Genomic DNA, 16,382 nt, shown 5'->3' on the forward strand with positions numbered 1-16,382 from the left:
TCCAGAACAACAACAGGAGCGTCCTTGATGAACCCGTCCCAAGCCCTGGATTACCGCCTCTATGGCACGTTGCAGCCACGTCCCGAGGAGCCACTCACCCGAGTCGGCAGGCTGGATTTTCTTGCCCAGGGCGCTCAGTTGCGCCGCCTGCGTGCCGACGGACGGGAGATCCTGCGTAGCGTCGGATTGGTCATTCGTGACGGGTTCTGGGGTACGCACAGGCTGTTGGAGCACCATTGCCAGACCGGGCTTGAAGCAGGCCAGTGGTGGCGCAAGGTGCAGGGCAGCGTGGCGTCGAACGGTGAAGAGCCGGCGCTGGAATGGCAGTTGGAGATGGCGGTTTGTGAGGAAGGGCTGTCCATCAGGACTCAGCTGCGTGCCCATCGCGATTTCCCGACCTGCCGTGCCGGGTTGACGCTCTTGCACCCTCTGCATGGGGTGGTCGGCGCGCCGGTCACGGTGATTCACAGTGATGGTCGATCCCAGTCCGGCGCCTTTGCGGATCTGATCAGCCCGAGCCAGCCGTTTTTCGATATCCAGGGCCTGGTGCACTCACCGATGCCAGGACTGACCCTGGAGTGGCGCTTCAGTGGTGATGTGTTTGAGATGGAGGATCAGCGCAATTGGTCCGATGCCTCGTTCAAGACTTATAACCGGCCGCTGGCGTGGCCATGCCCTTATGTCATCGAGGCGGGCCAGTGCATCGAGCAGGGCATCGAGCTGTACGTGCGGCGTCAGCAGGGGAGTCAGCCATGAATCCGACACGCATCGTCATCGGTGAACCCTGTACCCAGCCGCTGCCAGCCCTGGGGCACGGACTATGGGTCGACCACCTCGAAGACAGCGCCGCCATCGAGGCTCTGATCCGCCAACTGGGCGGCGCGCACCTTGATCTGTTGGTGGATTTGCGGCGCGGCGACGCTCTGGAGCGATTGCAGGATGCCTTGCTGCTGTGCCAGCGCACCCGCACCGATGCCTGGCTGTTGGTGATAGTCAGCGACGATGCAGTACAGGCTCAACTGCAGGACCTGGCCAGCGTTCTCGACAATGCCGCCTGGCAACCCAAAGGCATCCTGACGACCCCTGCGGCCTACCTCGCCAGCTACCAACCCGACGGCCAATGGCCGAGCGGTCCGACGCCCCAGGACGTGGCGGCAGTGGCGCGCGCATGCCTGCCGGATTACCAGATCGGTGGCGGCGTGCCGACCTACTTCACTGAGCTCAATCGCTGTCGACCTGCCGCCGGCAGCTTCGATTACCTGACCCATGCCACGTCGCCCATCGTCCATGCCGCCGACGATCGATCGGTCATGGAATCCCTGGAATCGCTGGGCGATATCGTCCGCTCGGCGCGTTATCTGGCGCACGGCAGGCCCTACCGCATCACGACTTCGGCGATTGGTGCATGGTGCAACCCTTATGGTGGCCAGCTCGCTGTCAATGCCGAGGGCGAACGCCTGACCCTGAGCAACAGCGATCCGCGCCAGCGCAGTCAGTTCGCCGCCGCCTGGACTCTGGGCCATTACGCCGCCTTGCAGCGCGCGGGTGCGGACGCCGTGGCGCTTTGGGCGGTAAATGAGCCATTTGCCGTCGCTGCCGCGAACGAGTACTGGCCGACGTTTCATCTATTGTGTGGTCTGAATCAGGGGCGCGGTAAAACTGCACTCAATGTCAGTGCTTCCTGCGCAGATATCGCCGTGCTGGCTTGGGGCAAGGAGCACGGGGTAGAGGTCTGGCTGGCTAATCTGAGCGACAGTGAGCAGGCATTCGAACTGAGCGGGGCGAGTATCGTTGGCGTTACGCACCTGGACGCCGACCACTACGACCTGGCACTGCATGACTCCGGCTTCATTCACCGGCCCACTTGCGTAGCGCTGGACAAACCGGTCCTCGGGCCCTACGCCGTACTGAAGCTGGACTGCCGACGCGACGTTGAGTGTGGCTTATAATCGCGCTACCGTTGCCGCCATTTACGCTTTCACGAAAGAGATGTCGATTAATGTCAGAGATCAAGAAACGCACTATTCAACGCAAAAAGCTTTCTGACGTCGTCTTCGAGCAATTGATCGGCCTGATTGAAGAGGAAAACCTGCAACCGGGCGACCAGATGCCTGCCGAGCGCGAGCTGATGGAGAGCTTCGGTGTCGGTCGTCCTGTGGTGCGCGAAGCCATGCAGCGCCTGGCGGGCATGGGCATGATCACCATTCAGCATGGCGAGCGGGCCAAGGTCGGCCGCGTCGATATGCATTCCATGATCGGTCAGATCGACCTGGCGGCGCGGCATCTGCTTTCCAGTTCGGCCAAGAATGTTGACCATTTGCGCCAGGCGCGCGAGTTCTTCGAAACGGGCCTGGTGAAAATCGCCGCGCAGAACGCCACGCCAGCGGATGTGGTGCGACTGGAAACCGCCCTGGCCAAGATGCACAAATACCGTGAAACCGATGAGTTCATCCCGGCGGACATGGAGTTCCATGCCGAGATTGCCCGTATATCCGGCAACCCCATCTATGTCGCCATTTCCCACGCGATACTGGAATGGATGGCGGATTATCGCGAAGACATGCTGCGTTTCAAGGGGCGTGAACTGACGCTCAAAGAGCACGAAATCATCCTGGGCTTTATCAAGGCCAATGACCCGGCAGGTGCGGAAAAAGCGATGCATCATCACCTGGTCGAACGCGGCGAAGAGTAGTCTGCCGGGACGCCCGCCCGCAGGTTTGCCGGGCAGGACCACTCCTGAGGCTAATCAAAATCTTCGCGGTGGGCCTATTGCAGGCCCACGCGAACCATCAAGGCGTGCTTAGTACTTCCAGCTCACCGTCGCCGTCAGATTGCGCGGCGCGCCGTAGCTGGTGGTGGTGGCACTGTTGTACAGCGACAGCAGGTATTTGCGGTCGGTGACGTTGTTCAGATTGAGCGACGTGCTCCAGTGACTGTCGATGTCATAGCTGGCCATCAGATCAACCAGCGCATAGGCATTCTGCTTGATCGCACTGTTGTTATCGTTCTCCACCGCACTCTGCCAGCTGACGCGTGCGCCGACCTTGGCCTGGGGCAGCCCCGGCAGGCGATAGGTCGCCATCCCCCGGAAGCTGTGGGTCGGCACATACTTGCGGGCTTTCTCGCCGTCATCGTTGTCGATGCGCACGTAGGTGTAGCCGCCGAGCAGATCCAGGCCGGGCAGGGCTTCGCCGGATGCCTGCAGCTCTACGCCATGGCTCTTGTATTCCAGGGCGTCATAGACGTTATGGCCATTTTCAAAGCCGACGTACTCCGCGACGTTTTGCTGTTCGGTCTTGAATACGGCGCCGGTGAGATTCAAGCCGCTGTCGAGGCTGCCTTTCACGCCCGCTTCCAGGCTCTTGCCCTCCAGCGGGGCGATCAGCCCGCCGTTAGCGCCGATGTTGTATTGCGGGCTGTAGATCTTGGTCCAGCTGCTGTAGACGCTCCATTGCTTGTTGAAGTCGTAGACCAGGCCGGTGTAAGGCGTGACCTTGCCATGGGCGCGGGTGTCGTGGGCCGCGCCGTAGCTCTCGCCGGTACCGTCGGCGCTGAGCATGCGGGCACCGACTATCCAGTGCAGGTCGTCGGTCAGGCTGAAGCGCGAACCGGCGTAAACGCTCTTCTGCGTGTCGTTGTAGTTCTCGGTGTTGGTGTCGCTGGTGTAGGTGAACGACGGATGGGTCACGCGGCCAGCCAGTACATCGGCGAACGAAACGTCGTAGTAACCATCGGCTGCTGCATCGTACTCCCGGGCCTTTTGATGGGTACGACCATAGGCGGCGCCGAGCGTCAGTTCATGTTCGCGGCCGAACAGGCTGAAAGGCCCGGATAACTTGGCTTCGCCCAGCAACTGGTGGGCTTCGCTGGTGGTGTGGGCGGCAAAGGCTGACGCGTCGTCGCCGCTGACACCTGCGATGTAGAGCATGTTGGTGTCTTGTTTCTCGGTGACCCCGGTCGCTGTGATCGTGGACGCCCAGCCGTTGCCGAAGTCATGCTTGAGCTCGACGAACGCGCGCTGGGTGTGCTGGTTCCAGTAGGTCCACGGCTGGCCGATGGCGGAGCTGCGGCTGCCGTAATGCAGGGCGTTGCCGTCACTGTCCACCAGGGGCAGGTTGCCCCAGGAACTGCCATTGGCGTCGCTGTTGTGCTGGGAAAAACCGACAGTCAGGGTGTCGCTGTCGGTGACGTCGAACGCCAGCAGGCCGGCTGCGATGTTGCGTTCGTGGCTGTAGCGGTCCATCCATGAATTGCCCTTGTCGTGGGCGTAGATGAAACGGCCGCGTACGTTGCCGGTATCGGTCAGCGGGCCGGAAACGTCCACGTTGATTCGTCGGCTATCCCAGGAGCCGACACTGGTGTCGATCTGCGCCTGGAAGGTTTGCGTAGGACGTTTGCGCACGAAGTTGACCGTAGCCGACGGATTGCCCGCACCGCTCATCAAGCCGTTGGCGCCGTGCAGCACGTCGATTTGCTCGTACTCGGCCAGATCCTGTTCGCCCACCAGGGTGGTGCCGACGAAGGGCATGCCCATGCCGTCGTATTCGAAGCTGTTGATATCGAAACCGCGGGAGGTGAACTCGGTGCGGTCGGTTTCGGTCTGTTCAACCGTTACCGATGGCGCGGTGCGCAGTGCGTCGCGGATGCCCGTCATGCGGAAGTCGTCGAGGGCCTGGCGGTTGATGGTGGTGACCGCCTGGGGCGTCTCCTTGTCGGTCAGCCCCAGCTTGGTGGTGCTGGATGAAGGCTTGACCTGATAGCCCACGCTTTGGTCGTCAGTGCTTGTGCTAGTGCTTTCGATCTGCGTGGCTGGCAGGGTCAGATCACCGGCAGCATGGGCAAGGGACATGGCGCTGCAGGCGCCAGCCAGCAACAGGCTGGCGGGGAGGCGAGGTTTCAAGATGGCATTCCTTGGTGCAATTGGCAGTAACAACTTAAATTTCAACAATGCGAATGAGAACTTATACCAATTGATAAGGCTTGTTGACAAATTTTTCACATTTGCCGGATTGCCGGTAGCAGCAGGCGGTTTTTCTCAAACAACGCACAGCCTGGGCAATCACCAAAACTTTTTGGGAGATTCCGCCCCGTCTACGACGCCGCGCTGTCACGCCGCAAACACTCACCGAGGCAGGGAGCACATCTTGTGGGAGCGAATTCATTCGCGAAGAGGCCGGTGCATTCGACGCATCTTCATCGCCTGGAACATCGCCTTCGCGAATGAATTCGCTCCCACAGAGTTTTTTTATTCAGTAGGTTGCGCGTTATTTGATGAGCGCGAGTTTGCTCTTGCGTCCGCCAAGTGTTCGCTGTGCGACGACCCTGCAATCGCTATACTCGCGCTCCGCAAAGACACCAAGGACCCGGAATGTCGCTCCCTTCCCACACCCTTCGCCGCACGTTGATCCTCTGGCTATATGCCGTGGCAGCAGCGCATCTGCTGTTTGGCCTGTTGCTCTCATGGGCCGGTTCGTCGGGAGTGTTCGAGGGCTATCTGACGTCCCTGGAGCAGGCCTTCTGGACCGGCGCGGTGCCGCCTGCCGCCCGTGCGCAGCAGGTCTGGTGGATGGCGCTGTTTGGCGCGACGTTGCAGAGCTATGCGCTGTACATGCTGGCGCTGCTGCATATCGGTAACCGCCTGAGGGCACCCATGGCCTGGGGCTGGTTGATTATCGGCCTGGTGTTGTGGGCGCCGCAGGACATGTGGATTTCCGCACAGGTCGGCATGTGGTCGCATCTGTGGATCGATACGGTGGCGCTGCTGATGTTGTTGCCGCCGTTGTTCTGGCTGTATCGCCATGACCGGCGTGAGCAGTGCAAATGAGTAAGCCTCTGCTGTACTTGCTGGCGGGTAATGGCGGCAGCGCCGAGTGGTGGGACGATGCCGTGCCGCATTTCACCCGCTATCAGGTGGTGCCACTGGAATTGCCCGGTTTCGGCATCAATCCCCAGCCGCCCTGTGCCGACCTTGCCGCGTATGCCGAGGCGTTGATCGCCGCCACTGTGCGGGGCAGTGCCATAGTGGCGGTGGGGGTCAATGCGTTGCTGGTCCTGCATGCGCTGCAACGCGCACCGGGGCATTTCTGTCGCAGCGTGCTGCTGGCGCCGGTCGGGGCGTTTCTCTGGCAGCGGCGCTTGCCGGCGCTGATGTCGCCGATGCCCATTCGCAAGACCATCCACTGGCTGCTGGCCAATAAGCCCGCGCTGTTCGCCCACAAGTTTTCCCGGCAGGCCTGGCCCGCCGCGCACTATGCGCGCATGGGCGCCGGTTATGCCCGCTGCCGCGCCTTCGTGCCGTACTGGGATATGCTGCGCGCCGATACAGCTTTGCCGTTACTGGAGTGGGTCGAGGACCCGGTCGAGCTGGTCTGGGGCGATCAGGACAAGGTGCTGGGCATCGAGCAGGCGGCGGCCTGGTCGGCGATTCTGGCCCGGGCTGACCTGAGCATCAGCCTTAAACCGGGCTGGGGCCATTACCCCTGGATCGACGCCCCGGCCGAGTTCGTGCACTGGCTTGAGTCGGGCGAGCGCGGGTTTGTCGCCCATACCAAAGGCGGTCGCTTACGCCTGGCGGCCTGTGCCGGGCAGCCGGTGCCTGCGGCGCTGTCCCTGATGCAGGGCGATGACGCCGGGCTGAATGGGTTTCTCGCCAACGCCCCGGACGCTACCTGGGCGGTGCGCTCGTCCAGTTTTGGCGAGGATCAGGCCGACGCCGCCAATGCCGGGCTTAGCACTACCTATCTGCGCGAACCTGCGCATAACGTGCCCGCACGCATCGCCGAACTGCATGGTGCGGGTGTTGAAGAGGTCGTGGTGCAGCGCTTCATCACGCCTGTGCTCTCCGGGATTGCCTTCGTTCGCCATCTGGCCGTGGAGCTGGAGTGGGTCGAAGGCCATCTGGAGTCCCTGGCTGACGGTCAGGCCAGCCCGGAGCGGGCGGTGATTTCCCGCCTCGGTGCCTCCTGGAGCAGCGGCGAGTTCAGGGCCGCCCATGGCTTGACTCAGCAAACACTCTGGAACTTCCTGCAAGGCGTGCTGCGGGTCTTTCACTATGTGCCCGGAGATGTCGAATGGGCCTGGGATGGCAGCCAGTTATGGCTGTTGCATTACCGTCCCATCAGTGACTACGGCTGGCGTCGGCACCTGACTGCGGCCAATATCGCCGAAATCCTGCCACCTCAGCCGAGCCGCCTGGTGGAGTACGCACAGCGCCGCGCGGCGGCGAGTATTCCGGCGATCATGTCCCGTTGGGACGCGCGCATCCTGCAGGACAACGAGCCTTTTACCGCATTGTTTGGCGACGCTTCCTATATCAACAACGATCTGTTTCTCGCACGTCTGGCGGATTGGGGGATTGCTTCCAGCAATTACGCCGGTGAAGTCGGTGGCGCGACCCCAGAGCTGCCATTGCGGCCCCTGCGCCTATTACGTTCATTGCCATTGTTCCTGCGTATGCAGCGCATTGCCCGAGGCCATCTGCTGACCCTTGACGCGCAATTGCAGCGCTTCGACCGCGAGCTTGCGGCGCTGAAAGAGCAGGGCGCCGACGGCAGGCAACTGGCCGACTGGTTTAGCCGTTTCTATGTCTTCGTCGTGCAGGGCAACCTGTGTATCGCCACGGCCCTGGCCAGCAGTGGCGGCGACCTGTTGGGGCGTCCGCCGACCGCCTACGAGAACGTCGAACACTGCCCCCATCGACTGCCCTGGGAAACCGATCCGGCCACCCCGCGCCCGGCACTGTCCGACCTGCCATTGCAAGCCTTTGCGTCCTGGCCCTCGGCGATTCGGCTTGCAAGCCGCGTCGGTTTACCGGGTCTGCGTGGCTATTTCCTGCAAGTGCGCGAGTGGTATCGGGACAACCTGATGCGCATATTCTTTCGTTTGCATCACGCCATGCCGACAGCCGACCGCGAACACTGGTTTGCGCCGCACCCGCATATTCGCAGCCGGGATGGCAGTTTCTGGCAGGACGGCCGTGAGGGCAGTGAAAAAGCCAGTGGCTTCATGATTTATCCGGGGCAGGTCAGGGGTGTGCTGGGTGAAGACATTTTGCTGGAAGACACTCTGGACCCTGGGCGCCACGCTGTTTATCAAAGCGCCCGGGCCGTGATTGCACGCATGGGCGGGCGCCTGTCCCACGGCTCGACCCTGCTGCGTGAGCTGCGCAAGCCTTCGGCGGTCATGCCCGATGTCGATCTGGCCTGGCTGGGGCGGGAAGTGCTGTATGCCGATGGCGAGTTGAAGCTGATTGAGTGAGTGCCTGCGCAATCAGGCCCTCGGTTCAATGCCTCTGAGTATCAGCGTCTGCAGGTTGGCCAGGACTTCCTCGAAGAACTCGGGATCTGCCAGGGTCTTGCCGCTGACTGCCCGGACCTGTGTGCTGAAGTCGGCGTAGTGCTGTGTGGTGCTCCACAGCGAAAAGATCAGATGCAAAGGGTCTATTCGTGCCAGCTTGCCCGCGTCGATCCAGCCCTGAATGACCTGCACCTTATTGGCGACCAGATCCCGCAGCGGGCCTTCCAACTGATTCATGATCAGCGGCGCGCCCTGCATCACTTCCATGCAGAACAGCCTTGATTCCGCGGGATGATCCCGTGACAGCTCGAGCTTGACCCGGATATAGCTGCCGATGGCTTGCAAAGGGTCCTGCTGCGGATTGAACCCGCGCAAGGGCGAAAGCCAGATATCCAGCAAGTGCTGCATGACGTTGGCGTACAGGTCTTCCTTGCCAGCGAAATAGTAGAGCAGGTTGGTCTTGGAGACGTTTGCCGAACTGGCGACCTGGTCCAGGCTGGTGCCGTGCAGGCCGAACTGGGAAAACAGCTGTAACGCCGCTTGAATGATCGCATTGCGCTTGCCCTCGACCAGCAGCAGACGGCGGCTTTCAGCCTTGGGGCTCAGGGTTCGGGGGGCCTTGGGCTTGGCATTCGAGGCAGGCTTTGCGGCTTTTTTATTGGCCTTGGCCGGGGCCTTGTCGGCAGGGTGGGATTCACTGTTCACAGCGCGGACCGTATGTCGAATCATTGGGGCAGTGTATCAGGCACCTTCACAGAATGGGCTCTGGTGGGAGCCGCCTTGGTGGCGATCGAGTGCGAAGCGCTTGCAATAGCTGCGGTGACCGACCTTTCGCCATCGCCAGCAAGCCGACTCCCACAAGACCTCAATTAAATTTGCAGAGACGTTGATCTCGATCAATAAAAACGCCCTCAAATGTCACTTTCCACGCTCCACCTGCATCAGTCTCGTGCAGCGAAAACTCACCAAATGGTCTTTATCGGACCATTTGGTCTGATCGGAAATCACATGTTTATTTAACCCACTGATTAACAACAATAAAAACTACTTGGCACGACGCCTGCAATCACCTTGACCAAGAGCGCAGCCGTAGTGGCTGCCGACGCAAATCGGTGACGATTATGAAAGTCGGTGTCTTTATCCCAATTGGCAACAATGGTTGGTTGATTTCGGAAAATGCCCCTCAGTACCAACCTACCTTTGAATTGAATAAACAGATCGCGCAGTCGTCAGAGTACTACGGCCTGGATTTCGTGCTGTCCATGATCAAGCTGCGTGGCTTTGGCGGCAAAACCGAGTTCTGGGACCATAACCTGGAGTCCTTCACGCTCATGGCCGGTCTTGCTGCTGTGACCAGTCGAATCAAACTGTTTGCTACTGCTGCATCCCTGGTCATGCCGCCCGCCATCGTGGCGCGGATGGCGTCGACCATCGATTCGATTTCCAATGGCCGTTTTGGCGTCAACCTGGTTACCGGTTGGCAGCGCCCGGAGTATTCGCAGATGGGCATGTGGCCTGGCGATGAGTTCTTCAGCAATCGTTACGAATACCTGTCCGAATATATTCAGGTGCTGCGCGATCTCTGGGGCAAGGGTCAGTCCGATTTCAAGGGCGCGCATTTCCAGATGGATGACTGCCGTCTGAGCCCGCGGCCCCAGGCCGATATGAAGGTTATCTGTGCGGGGCAGAGCGATGCGGGCATGGAGTTTTCCGCGAAATATGCCGATTACAACTTCTGCTTCGGCAAAGGCGTCAACACACCCAAGGCCTTCGCCCCGGCGGCCGACAAATTGATCGAAGCCACTCGGGTGACCGGCCGCGAGGTCAGTACCTACGTGCTGATGATGGTCATTGCCGATGAGACTGATGAAGCCGCGCGAGCCAAATGGGATCACTACAAGGCGGGGGTCGATGAAGAAGCTGTTGCCTGGCTCGGCGTGCAGGGTGCCGTAGACAAGAAGTCCGGCGCCGATACCAATGTGCGGCAGATGGCGGACCCCACTTCGGCGGTGAATATCAATATGGGCACCCTGGTGGGCTCCTATGCCAGCGTCGCCCGGATGCTCGATGAGGTGGCGCAAGTGGAGGGAACTGAAGGAGTGTTGCTGACCTTCGATAACTTCGTCGAGGGCGTGGAGAACTTCGGCACACGTATCCAGCCGCTGATGAAAAGCCGTATCGACGCCATGAGCCCTGTGCAAACCCAGGTGCGCAGTGCCCCAGTCAGCGCGGAGGCGGTGTGATGGTTGGCGTGAAGAACGGCGTGAAGAACCAGACCCTTTCCTCGTCGGTCCCGGTCGGCATCAGCACGGTTGTCGGCGCTGCGGCGCCACTGGTGCTGCCCGCGCGCCCGGAGCCGCTTTACCTGCATCCATCCAATACCGCGCTGATCGTGGTGGATATGCAGAACGCCTATGCCTCGGTCGGCGGCTATGTCGATTGCGCCGGGTTCGATATCTCCGGTGCCCAAGGTGTGATTGCCAAGGTCGGCCAGGCGATAGCGGCTGCACGTTCGGCGGGCGTTCTGGTGATCTATCTGCAAAACGGCTGGGATGACCAGTACGTAGAAGCCGGTGGGCCTGCTTCGCCGAACTATTACAAATCCAACGCTCTGAAGACCATGCGCAAATGCCCGGAGCTGCAAGGCAAGTTCCTCGCCAAAGGCGGTTGGGACTACGAGATTGTTCCCGAATTGAAACCGCAGCCCGGCGATATCCTGGTGCCCAAGACCCGCTACAGCGGCTTCTTCAACAGCTCGCTGGACAGTACATTGCGGGCGCGGGGCATCCGCAATCTGGTCTTCACCGGGATTGCCACCAACGTCTGCGTCGAGTCAACCCTGCGCGATGCCTTCCACCTCGAATACTTCGGCGTGATGCTAGAAGACGCCACCCATGAACTGGGTGGCGGCGCCATTCAGGCGGGTGCCGTGTACAACATCGAGACGTTTTTCGGCTGGGTTTCCAGTGTCGGTGATTTTGTTCAGATGTTGCAATCGAGCTGAATTGGAATGAGAACACCTGTAGGAGCTGCCGAAGGCTGCGAAAGCGATGTATCGGATAGCCCCATCCGCAGCCTTCGGCAGCTCCTACAACCATCAACTTTTAATCGAGGGACTGTCCATGCCTAAAAAAGTCATTATTCCTGCCGGTACCGGCACGCCAATCGGCCCATTTGTTCCGGGCACAACCGCCGATGGCATCGTCTATGTCTCCGGCACTTTGCCCTTCGACAGTGACAATAACGTCGTCCATGTCGGCGATGCTGCGGCCCAGACGCGTCATGTGCTGAACATCATCAAGGGCGTCATTGAGAGCGCGGGCGGGACCATGGCCGACGTCACGTTCAACCATGTCTTCCTCAAGAACTGGGAAGACTACGCTGCCATCAACGCGGTCTATGCCGAGTATTTTCCCGGTGAAAAGCCGGCGCGTTACTGCATTCAGTGCGGCCTGGTAAAAGCCGATGCGCTGATTGAAATCGCCAGCGTGGCGCATATCGGCAAAGGACTCTGACGATGGATCTGTATACCGAGGTTCATGGGCCCGCTGACGCTGAAGTGGTGCTGTTGTCGTCCGGTCTTGGCGGCTCCGCAAACTATTGGACGCTGCAGATCCCCATGCTGGTCGAGGCCGGTTACCGGGTTATCGCCTACGACCAGCACGGCACGGGACGCAGCCGCGGCGCTTTGCCTGGGGACTACGCCATTGAGCATATGGCCCAGGACGTCAGGCGTATTCTCGATGCTACGCAGTCGGACCACTGCCATTTGGTCGGCCACGCCCTCGGTGGCCTGGTCGGCTTGCAGCTGGCTTTGGATTGCCCCGAGCGTGTGCGCAGCCTGACCCTGATCAATGCCTGGTCAGAGCCCAACCCGCATTCCGCGCGCTGCTTCGACGCCCGTCTGACCCTGCTGGCCGACTCCGGCCCCCGTGCCTATGTCGAGGCCCAGCCGATTTTCCTCTATCCGGCCAGTTGGTGCGCGGCCAATGCCGAGCGGGTCCAGGCGGAAGTGGATCATGCCTTTGAGCATTTCCCCGGTGCCGATACCATGCGTGCGCGTATCGCTGCATTGCGCCGCTTCGACGTCACCGCGCGGCTCGTCGAGATCGGCGTGCCGGTGCTGATTTCAGTGGCCCGGGACGATGTACTGGTGCCCTGGACCTGTTCCGAACAGCTGGCTCGGCATTTGCCTGATGCGCACTGGCATTGCGTCGAGCATGGCGCCCATGCCCATAACATTACGGCGGCTGGCGAATTCAACGATTCGTTGCTGTCCTTCGTCAAAAACTCCTGAATCCGGTCATTCATCATGCAGACATCCCCGGTAGCTACCACGGTCGACCCCAGCGCTGGCAGTCAGGGCGTTCCTGACAAGGTCGAGTTTCGCAACGCAATGGCGCGATTGGGGGCTGCGGTAAATATCATCACCACGGACGGGCCTGGCGGTCGCGCCGGTTTTACCGCCTCCGCCGTGTGCAGCGTGAGCGATGAACCACCCAGCCTGCTGGTGTGCCTGAACCGCAGTGCGTCGGTTTACGAGACCTTCAAGCGTAATGGGGTGCTGTGTGTGAATGTGCTGGGCGCCGGGCATCAGGCCATCTCCAGCCTGTTCGGCGGCAAGACCGCCATGGACGAGCGCTTTGCCTCGGCTTCATGGTCTAGCGGGCCGTCTGGTTCGCCGATTCTGCAGGACGCGAGCGTGTCTTTTGATTGCCGATTGAGTCAGATCACTGAAGTTGGGACTCACGATGTATTGATTTGTGAAGTAATCTCCCTCTCCACCGGTGAGCAGGCGCAAAGCCTTATCTATTTCAACCGCCAGTATCACGAGTTGTAAGTGCCGGGTAGGCCAGTTGTTTTTTTGAGATCCTCCAAGTTGATCGGGTGAGCGCATTATGAAGAATCTATTTTCCTGGCGGGTAAAGGCCGATGAGGGCGGTGTAGTTGCCCCCGACGAGCGATTGCCCTGGCCGCAGACCATTGCCATGGGTATCCAGCATGTTTTTGCCATGTTTGGTGCGACACTGCTTGCTCCATTACTCATGGGCATGGACTCCAATGTTGCGGTACTGATGAGTGGTATCGGTACTTTGATCTTCTTTTTGATCACCAAAGGCAAAGTACCGAGTTACCTGGGTTCCAGTTTTGCCTTTATTGGCGTGGTCATTGCGGCCACCGCTTATACCGGCAGTGGCGCCAACCCGAATGTCGCAGTGGCCTTGGGCGGGATCATTCTCTGTGGCCTGGTCTACGTGGTGGTGGGCGTGGTCGTGCAAATGGCCGGGACCGCCTGGATCGAAACCGTCATGCCGCCGGTGGTAACCGGTACGGTGGTGGCGGTGATCGGTCTGAACCTGGCCAGTGTGCCGGTCAAGTCCATGGCTTCATCGAACTTCGAATCCTGGATGCAGTTGCTGACCTTCGTCTGCGTGGCCCTGATCGCCGTATACTCCAAGGGCATGATGCAACGCATGCTGTTGTTGGCAGGCTTGATCATCTCCACCCTGATTTATCTGGTCCTGACCAACGTGCTGGGTTTCGGCAAACCGGTGGATTTCAGCGCCATCGCCAATGCCGACTGGTTCGGCATGCCGGGCTTTCAGTCGCCTACCTTCACCTTGAATGCGGCGATGTTGATCATTCCGGTGGTGGTAATTCTGATCGCGGAAAACCTTGGGCATATCAAGGCAATTTCGGCGATTACCAAGCAGAACCTGGATGACTCCATCGGCCGTGCCTTTATCGGCGACGGTGTCGCAACTGCTGTAAGTGGTAGCGTCGGTGGTCCGGGCGTGACGACTTACGCGGAAAACATCGGTGTCATGGCCGCCACCAAGGTCTATTCGACCGCGATGTTTGTCGTGGCGGCGCTGGTCTCGATCGTCCTGGGCTTTTCTCCTAAATTCGGCGCGATCATCCATGCCATTCCGGTCCCGGTGATGGGCGGTGTGTCCATTGTGGTGTTTGGTTTGATCACGGTGTCGGGTGCCAAGATCTGGGTCGATAACAAGGTCGATTTTTCCGACAACCGCAATCTGATGGTGGCCGCGATTCCTCTGGTTCTGGGGACGGGTGACTTCACTCTGCATTTCGGTAGCTTCGCCCTTAACGGCCTGGGCACTGCGACCTTTGGCGCGATTCTGTTGAATCAACTGTTGAAGGGAAGAGGGCAGGCTGCTCGTTCTGCTTCGGCCGAGAAGGTCTAGCGGCTTCCACGGCTCCTATGTTTGTCTGCTACTGCCAAAGCGTTCCCGATAGGCTGTCGGCGGCAGGCCGGCCGCCTTGCGGAACGCTACGCGAAAACTCTCGGATGAGGTAAAGCCGCATCGCGCGGAGATCTCTTCGCCATTCAGTTGTGTGCTTTCCAAAAGATCCCGGGCCAGGGACATGCGCGCTTGCAGCAGCCAGGCTTTGGGCGTCATGCCCGTCGCTTCGACAAAGCGTCGAAGGAAGGTCCGCTCGCTCATCAGCGCTTTCGCCGCCAGCTGTTTTACCGTCAAGGCGACCCCGGCGTTCTGCCGAGCCCATTCCAGTACTTGAGCCAGCCCGTCACGCGGCGTCCTCGCCACCGGAGCCGGGATGAACTGCGCCTGACCCCCCGAACGTTGCGGTGCCATGACCAGACGCCGGGCCACGGTATTGGCCACATGGGTGCCGTAGTCCCGGGAAACCAGATGCAGGCAGGCGTCGATCCCGGCCGCACTGCCTGCCGAGGTAATTACCTGGCCGTTATCGACATAGAGCACATCGGCATCCACATCGATGGCCGGGAAGCGGGCCTGCAGCTCTTCGGTGTAGCGCCAATGAGTGGTGGCTCGTTTGCCATCCAGCAGCCCGGCAGCGGCCAGCACGAACACGCCGGAGCATATGGAGATAATCCGCGCGCCGCGCTCATGGGCTGATCGAAGCGCAGTCAGCAGCGCTTGCGGTGGGGCCTCAAGGCGGTTGCGCCAGCCGGGTACGACGATGGTCCGGGCGTTTACCAGTTCGGCCAGCCCGGCATCAGCTGATATCGCCATGCCCCCTGATGCGCGCATCGGGCCCTCATCCACGGCGACGATGCTGTGGGAATACCAAGGGAAATCGAATTCCGGGCGCGGCAGTCCGAAGATCTCGACAGCAATGCCGAATTCGAAGGTACAGAGCCCGTCATAGGCCAGAACGGCCACTAATCCTGGATTGTCATGCATTGGCGGAAAACTACCGGTAACTGTCTTGTGCGCCACTGTAGCGCCCGCAACTCGATTCCTACAATGGGCCTCCCTCTTCATTATCGAGAAAGCGCCATGCCCAGTTTGATCAGTGAAATCAGCGCTGCATCCCCGTCCGAAGCCCTGGCGCATTTCAGCCGCAGGCTGGCATTCGAGACCGACTGCTCGGATGTCCATTACAGCCGGCAACGGGGTGAGATCGACTATGTGCTGGTGGACGTCCGAAGCCAGTCAGCCTTTGAGAGCGGACATGTTCCCGGCGCGATCAATATTCCTTCCCGGGAGATGACGGCTGAGCGAATGGCGCAGTTTCCCCTCGATACGTTGTTCGTCGTTTACTGCGCGGGGCCGCATTGCAACGGCGTGCACCGCGCCGCAGTACGCCTGGCGGGTCTTGGCTATGGGGTAAAGGAGATGATTGGTGGCGTCACCGGCTGGCTTGATGAAGGCCTGGCGCTGGAAGGGAAGGGGGATGCGCTGGCTGGCAGCGGCCATCAGGTGTCATGTGCCTGCTAAGTCTGTGCGCCTCGAATCCTGGGGATTCACGGCTGCACAGACTTAAGCGATGTTAGTGAACCGTCCTGCCATGGAAGGCCGCTCTTCCCGCTCTGGCATCAAGGGAGTTTAAAATCCTGGTCACCCGCAGCCACTCCCTTCTGGCCTCGGCGCGGCGTCTCTCGGCGGCTTTCCTGGTGTCATTGAAGCGGGTCCACAGATCCGCATCCAGCCTGTCGGCCGCCAGCAGACGATAAGCTTCTTCATCCAGTTTATTGGCTTCTAGCAACAGCAGGTTGCATTGTGTTGCCGCCTCTTCCCAGGTGAGTCCGGTCAGAGACTTGAATTTTTCGTTGAACATCTAGAGCTCCATGTAGC

16 protein-coding genes are annotated in these 16,382 nt (G+C 60.3%); 12 read left to right on the forward strand and 4 right to left on the reverse strand.

Annotated features, from left to right (window positions below; translation table 11 throughout):
* Positions 1-27 precede the first annotated feature (27 nt).
* The 3 genes from M2401_RS23350 to nanR are packed head-to-tail and all read left to right on the forward strand — an operon-like array spanning position 28 to position 2,692.
* Entirely contained in the window at positions 28-756 is a 729-nt protein-coding gene (locus M2401_RS23350) for a hypothetical protein (protein ID WP_259106206.1), read from the forward strand.
* Entirely contained in the window at positions 753-1,949 is a 1,197-nt protein-coding gene (locus M2401_RS23355; protein WP_259106208.1) for a hypothetical protein, read from the forward strand. The genes M2401_RS23350 and M2401_RS23355 overlap by 4 nt, the downstream gene beginning before the upstream one ends.
* 50 nt (positions 1,950-1,999) lie before the next feature.
* Positions 2,000-2,692 (forward strand): transcriptional regulator NanR, encoded by a 693-nt coding sequence (gene nanR, locus M2401_RS23360; protein WP_259106210.1) that lies wholly within the window; start codon positions 2,000-2,002, stop codon positions 2,690-2,692.
* Between the two features lie 108 nt (positions 2,693-2,800).
* Here the strand turns inward: nanR and M2401_RS23365 are convergent, their stop codons facing one another.
* Entirely contained in the window at positions 2,801-4,849 is a 2,049-nt protein-coding gene (locus tag M2401_RS23365; protein WP_259106296.1) for a TonB-dependent siderophore receptor, read from the reverse strand.
* Between the two features lie 519 nt (positions 4,850-5,368).
* Here M2401_RS23365 and M2401_RS23370 point away from each other — a divergent pair.
* Both M2401_RS23370 and M2401_RS23375 read left to right on the forward strand, forming a co-directional pair.
* Positions 5,369-5,824 carry a cell division protein gene (locus M2401_RS23370; protein ID WP_259106212.1) on the forward strand — a complete coding sequence of 152 codons (456 nt, stop codon included), beginning with the start codon at positions 5,369-5,371 and terminating at the stop codon, positions 5,822-5,824.
* Complete coding sequence (locus M2401_RS23375; protein ID WP_259106213.1) at positions 5,821-8,256, forward strand: alpha/beta hydrolase; 2,436 nt, start codon at positions 5,821-5,823, stop codon at positions 8,254-8,256. Before M2401_RS23370 ends, M2401_RS23375 begins: the two co-directional genes overlap by 4 nt.
* 12 nt (positions 8,257-8,268) lie before the next feature.
* Here the strand turns inward: M2401_RS23375 and rutR are convergent, their stop codons facing one another.
* Positions 8,269-8,901 (reverse strand): HTH-type transcriptional regulator RutR, encoded by a 633-nt coding sequence (gene rutR / locus M2401_RS23380; RefSeq protein WP_259106298.1) that lies wholly within the window; start codon positions 8,899-8,901, stop codon positions 8,269-8,271.
* A 515-nt stretch (positions 8,902-9,416) separates the two neighbouring features.
* Here rutR and rutA point away from each other — a divergent pair.
* From rutA to M2401_RS23410, 6 genes are all read left to right on the forward strand, one after another.
* Positions 9,417-10,538 (forward strand): pyrimidine utilization protein A, encoded by a 1,122-nt coding sequence (rutA, locus tag M2401_RS23385; protein WP_259106215.1) that lies wholly within the window; start codon positions 9,417-9,419, stop codon positions 10,536-10,538.
* Positions 10,538-11,299 carry a pyrimidine utilization protein B gene (rutB, locus tag M2401_RS23390; protein ID WP_259106217.1) on the forward strand — a complete coding sequence of 254 codons (762 nt, stop codon included), beginning with the start codon at positions 10,538-10,540 and terminating at the stop codon, positions 11,297-11,299. The genes rutA and rutB overlap by 1 nt, the downstream gene beginning before the upstream one ends.
* A gap of 118 nt (positions 11,300-11,417) precedes the next feature.
* Entirely contained in the window at positions 11,418-11,810 is a 393-nt protein-coding gene (rutC, locus tag M2401_RS23395; protein WP_259106218.1) for a pyrimidine utilization protein C, read from the forward strand.
* 8 nt (positions 11,811-11,818) lie between these two features.
* Positions 11,819-12,592: a pyrimidine utilization protein D gene (gene rutD / locus M2401_RS23400; protein WP_409033974.1), complete on the forward strand. Its 774-nt coding sequence runs from the start codon at positions 11,819-11,821 to the stop codon at positions 12,590-12,592.
* Positions 12,593-12,607: 15 nt separating this feature from the next.
* Positions 12,608-13,135 (forward strand): NADH-dependent FMN reductase RutF, encoded by a 528-nt coding sequence (rutF, locus tag M2401_RS23405; RefSeq protein ID WP_259106230.1) that lies wholly within the window; start codon positions 12,608-12,610, stop codon positions 13,133-13,135.
* A gap of 58 nt (positions 13,136-13,193) precedes the next feature.
* Entirely contained in the window at positions 13,194-14,504 is a 1,311-nt protein-coding gene (locus M2401_RS23410) for a solute carrier family 23 protein (RefSeq protein WP_259106232.1), read from the forward strand.
* 15 nt (positions 14,505-14,519) lie between these two features.
* Here the strand turns inward: M2401_RS23410 and ftrA are convergent, their stop codons facing one another.
* Positions 14,520-15,488, reverse strand: a complete 969-nt coding sequence (gene ftrA, locus M2401_RS23415; protein ID WP_259106234.1) for a transcriptional regulator FtrA — start codon at positions 15,486-15,488, stop codon at positions 14,520-14,522.
* 96 nt (positions 15,489-15,584) lie between these two features.
* On the opposite strand from ftrA, the gene M2401_RS23420 reads away from it, so the two are divergent.
* Positions 15,585-16,025, forward strand: coding sequence for a rhodanese-like domain-containing protein (locus M2401_RS23420; protein WP_259106236.1), 441 nt, complete (start codon positions 15,585-15,587; stop codon positions 16,023-16,025).
* A gap of 52 nt (positions 16,026-16,077) precedes the next feature.
* Here the strand turns inward: M2401_RS23420 and M2401_RS23425 are convergent, their stop codons facing one another.
* A complete protein-coding gene (locus M2401_RS23425; RefSeq protein ID WP_259106238.1) occupies positions 16,078-16,365 on the reverse strand; it encodes a hypothetical protein in 288 nt (95 codons plus the stop codon).
* Between the last annotated feature and the right edge of the window lie 17 nt (positions 16,366-16,382).

Origin of the sequence: Pseudomonas sp. JUb42 (genome assembly GCF_024807945.1) — a bacterium.
Lineage (GTDB): Bacteria > Pseudomonadota > Gammaproteobacteria > Pseudomonadales > Pseudomonadaceae > Aquipseudomonas.

What these genes read in the sequence shown, in the direction of transcription:
- M2401_RS23350 (WP_259106206.1), top strand. Translation starts at nt 28, where the DNA reads ATGAACCCGTCCCAAGCCCTGGATTACCGCCTCTATGGCACGTTGCAG.
- M2401_RS23355 (WP_259106208.1), top strand. Translation starts at nt 753, where the DNA reads ATGAATCCGACACGCATCGTCATCGGTGAACCCTGTACCCAGCCGCTG.
- nanR (WP_259106210.1), top strand. Translation starts at nt 2,000, where the DNA reads ATGTCAGAGATCAAGAAACGCACTATTCAACGCAAAAAGCTTTCTGAC.
- M2401_RS23365 (WP_259106296.1), bottom strand. Translation starts at nt 4,849, where the DNA reads ATGTCCCTTGCCCATGCTGCCGGTGATCTGACCCTGCCAGCCACGCAG.
- M2401_RS23370 (WP_259106212.1), top strand. Translation starts at nt 5,369, where the DNA reads ATGTCGCTCCCTTCCCACACCCTTCGCCGCACGTTGATCCTCTGGCTA.
- M2401_RS23375 (WP_259106213.1), top strand. Translation starts at nt 5,821, where the DNA reads ATGAGTAAGCCTCTGCTGTACTTGCTGGCGGGTAATGGCGGCAGCGCC.
- rutA (WP_259106215.1), top strand. Translation starts at nt 9,417, where the DNA reads ATGAAAGTCGGTGTCTTTATCCCAATTGGCAACAATGGTTGGTTGATT.
- rutB (WP_259106217.1), top strand. Translation starts at nt 10,538, where the DNA reads ATGGTTGGCGTGAAGAACGGCGTGAAGAACCAGACCCTTTCCTCGTCG.
- rutC (WP_259106218.1), top strand. Translation starts at nt 11,418, where the DNA reads ATGCCTAAAAAAGTCATTATTCCTGCCGGTACCGGCACGCCAATCGGC.
- rutF (WP_259106230.1), top strand. Translation starts at nt 12,608, where the DNA reads ATGCAGACATCCCCGGTAGCTACCACGGTCGACCCCAGCGCTGGCAGT.
- M2401_RS23410 (WP_259106232.1), top strand. Translation starts at nt 13,194, where the DNA reads ATGAAGAATCTATTTTCCTGGCGGGTAAAGGCCGATGAGGGCGGTGTA.
- ftrA (WP_259106234.1), bottom strand. Translation starts at nt 15,488, where the DNA reads ATGCATGACAATCCAGGATTAGTGGCCGTTCTGGCCTATGACGGGCTC.
- M2401_RS23420 (WP_259106236.1), top strand. Translation starts at nt 15,585, where the DNA reads ATGCCCAGTTTGATCAGTGAAATCAGCGCTGCATCCCCGTCCGAAGCC.
- M2401_RS23425 (WP_259106238.1), bottom strand. Translation starts at nt 16,365, where the DNA reads ATGTTCAACGAAAAATTCAAGTCTCTGACCGGACTCACCTGGGAAGAG.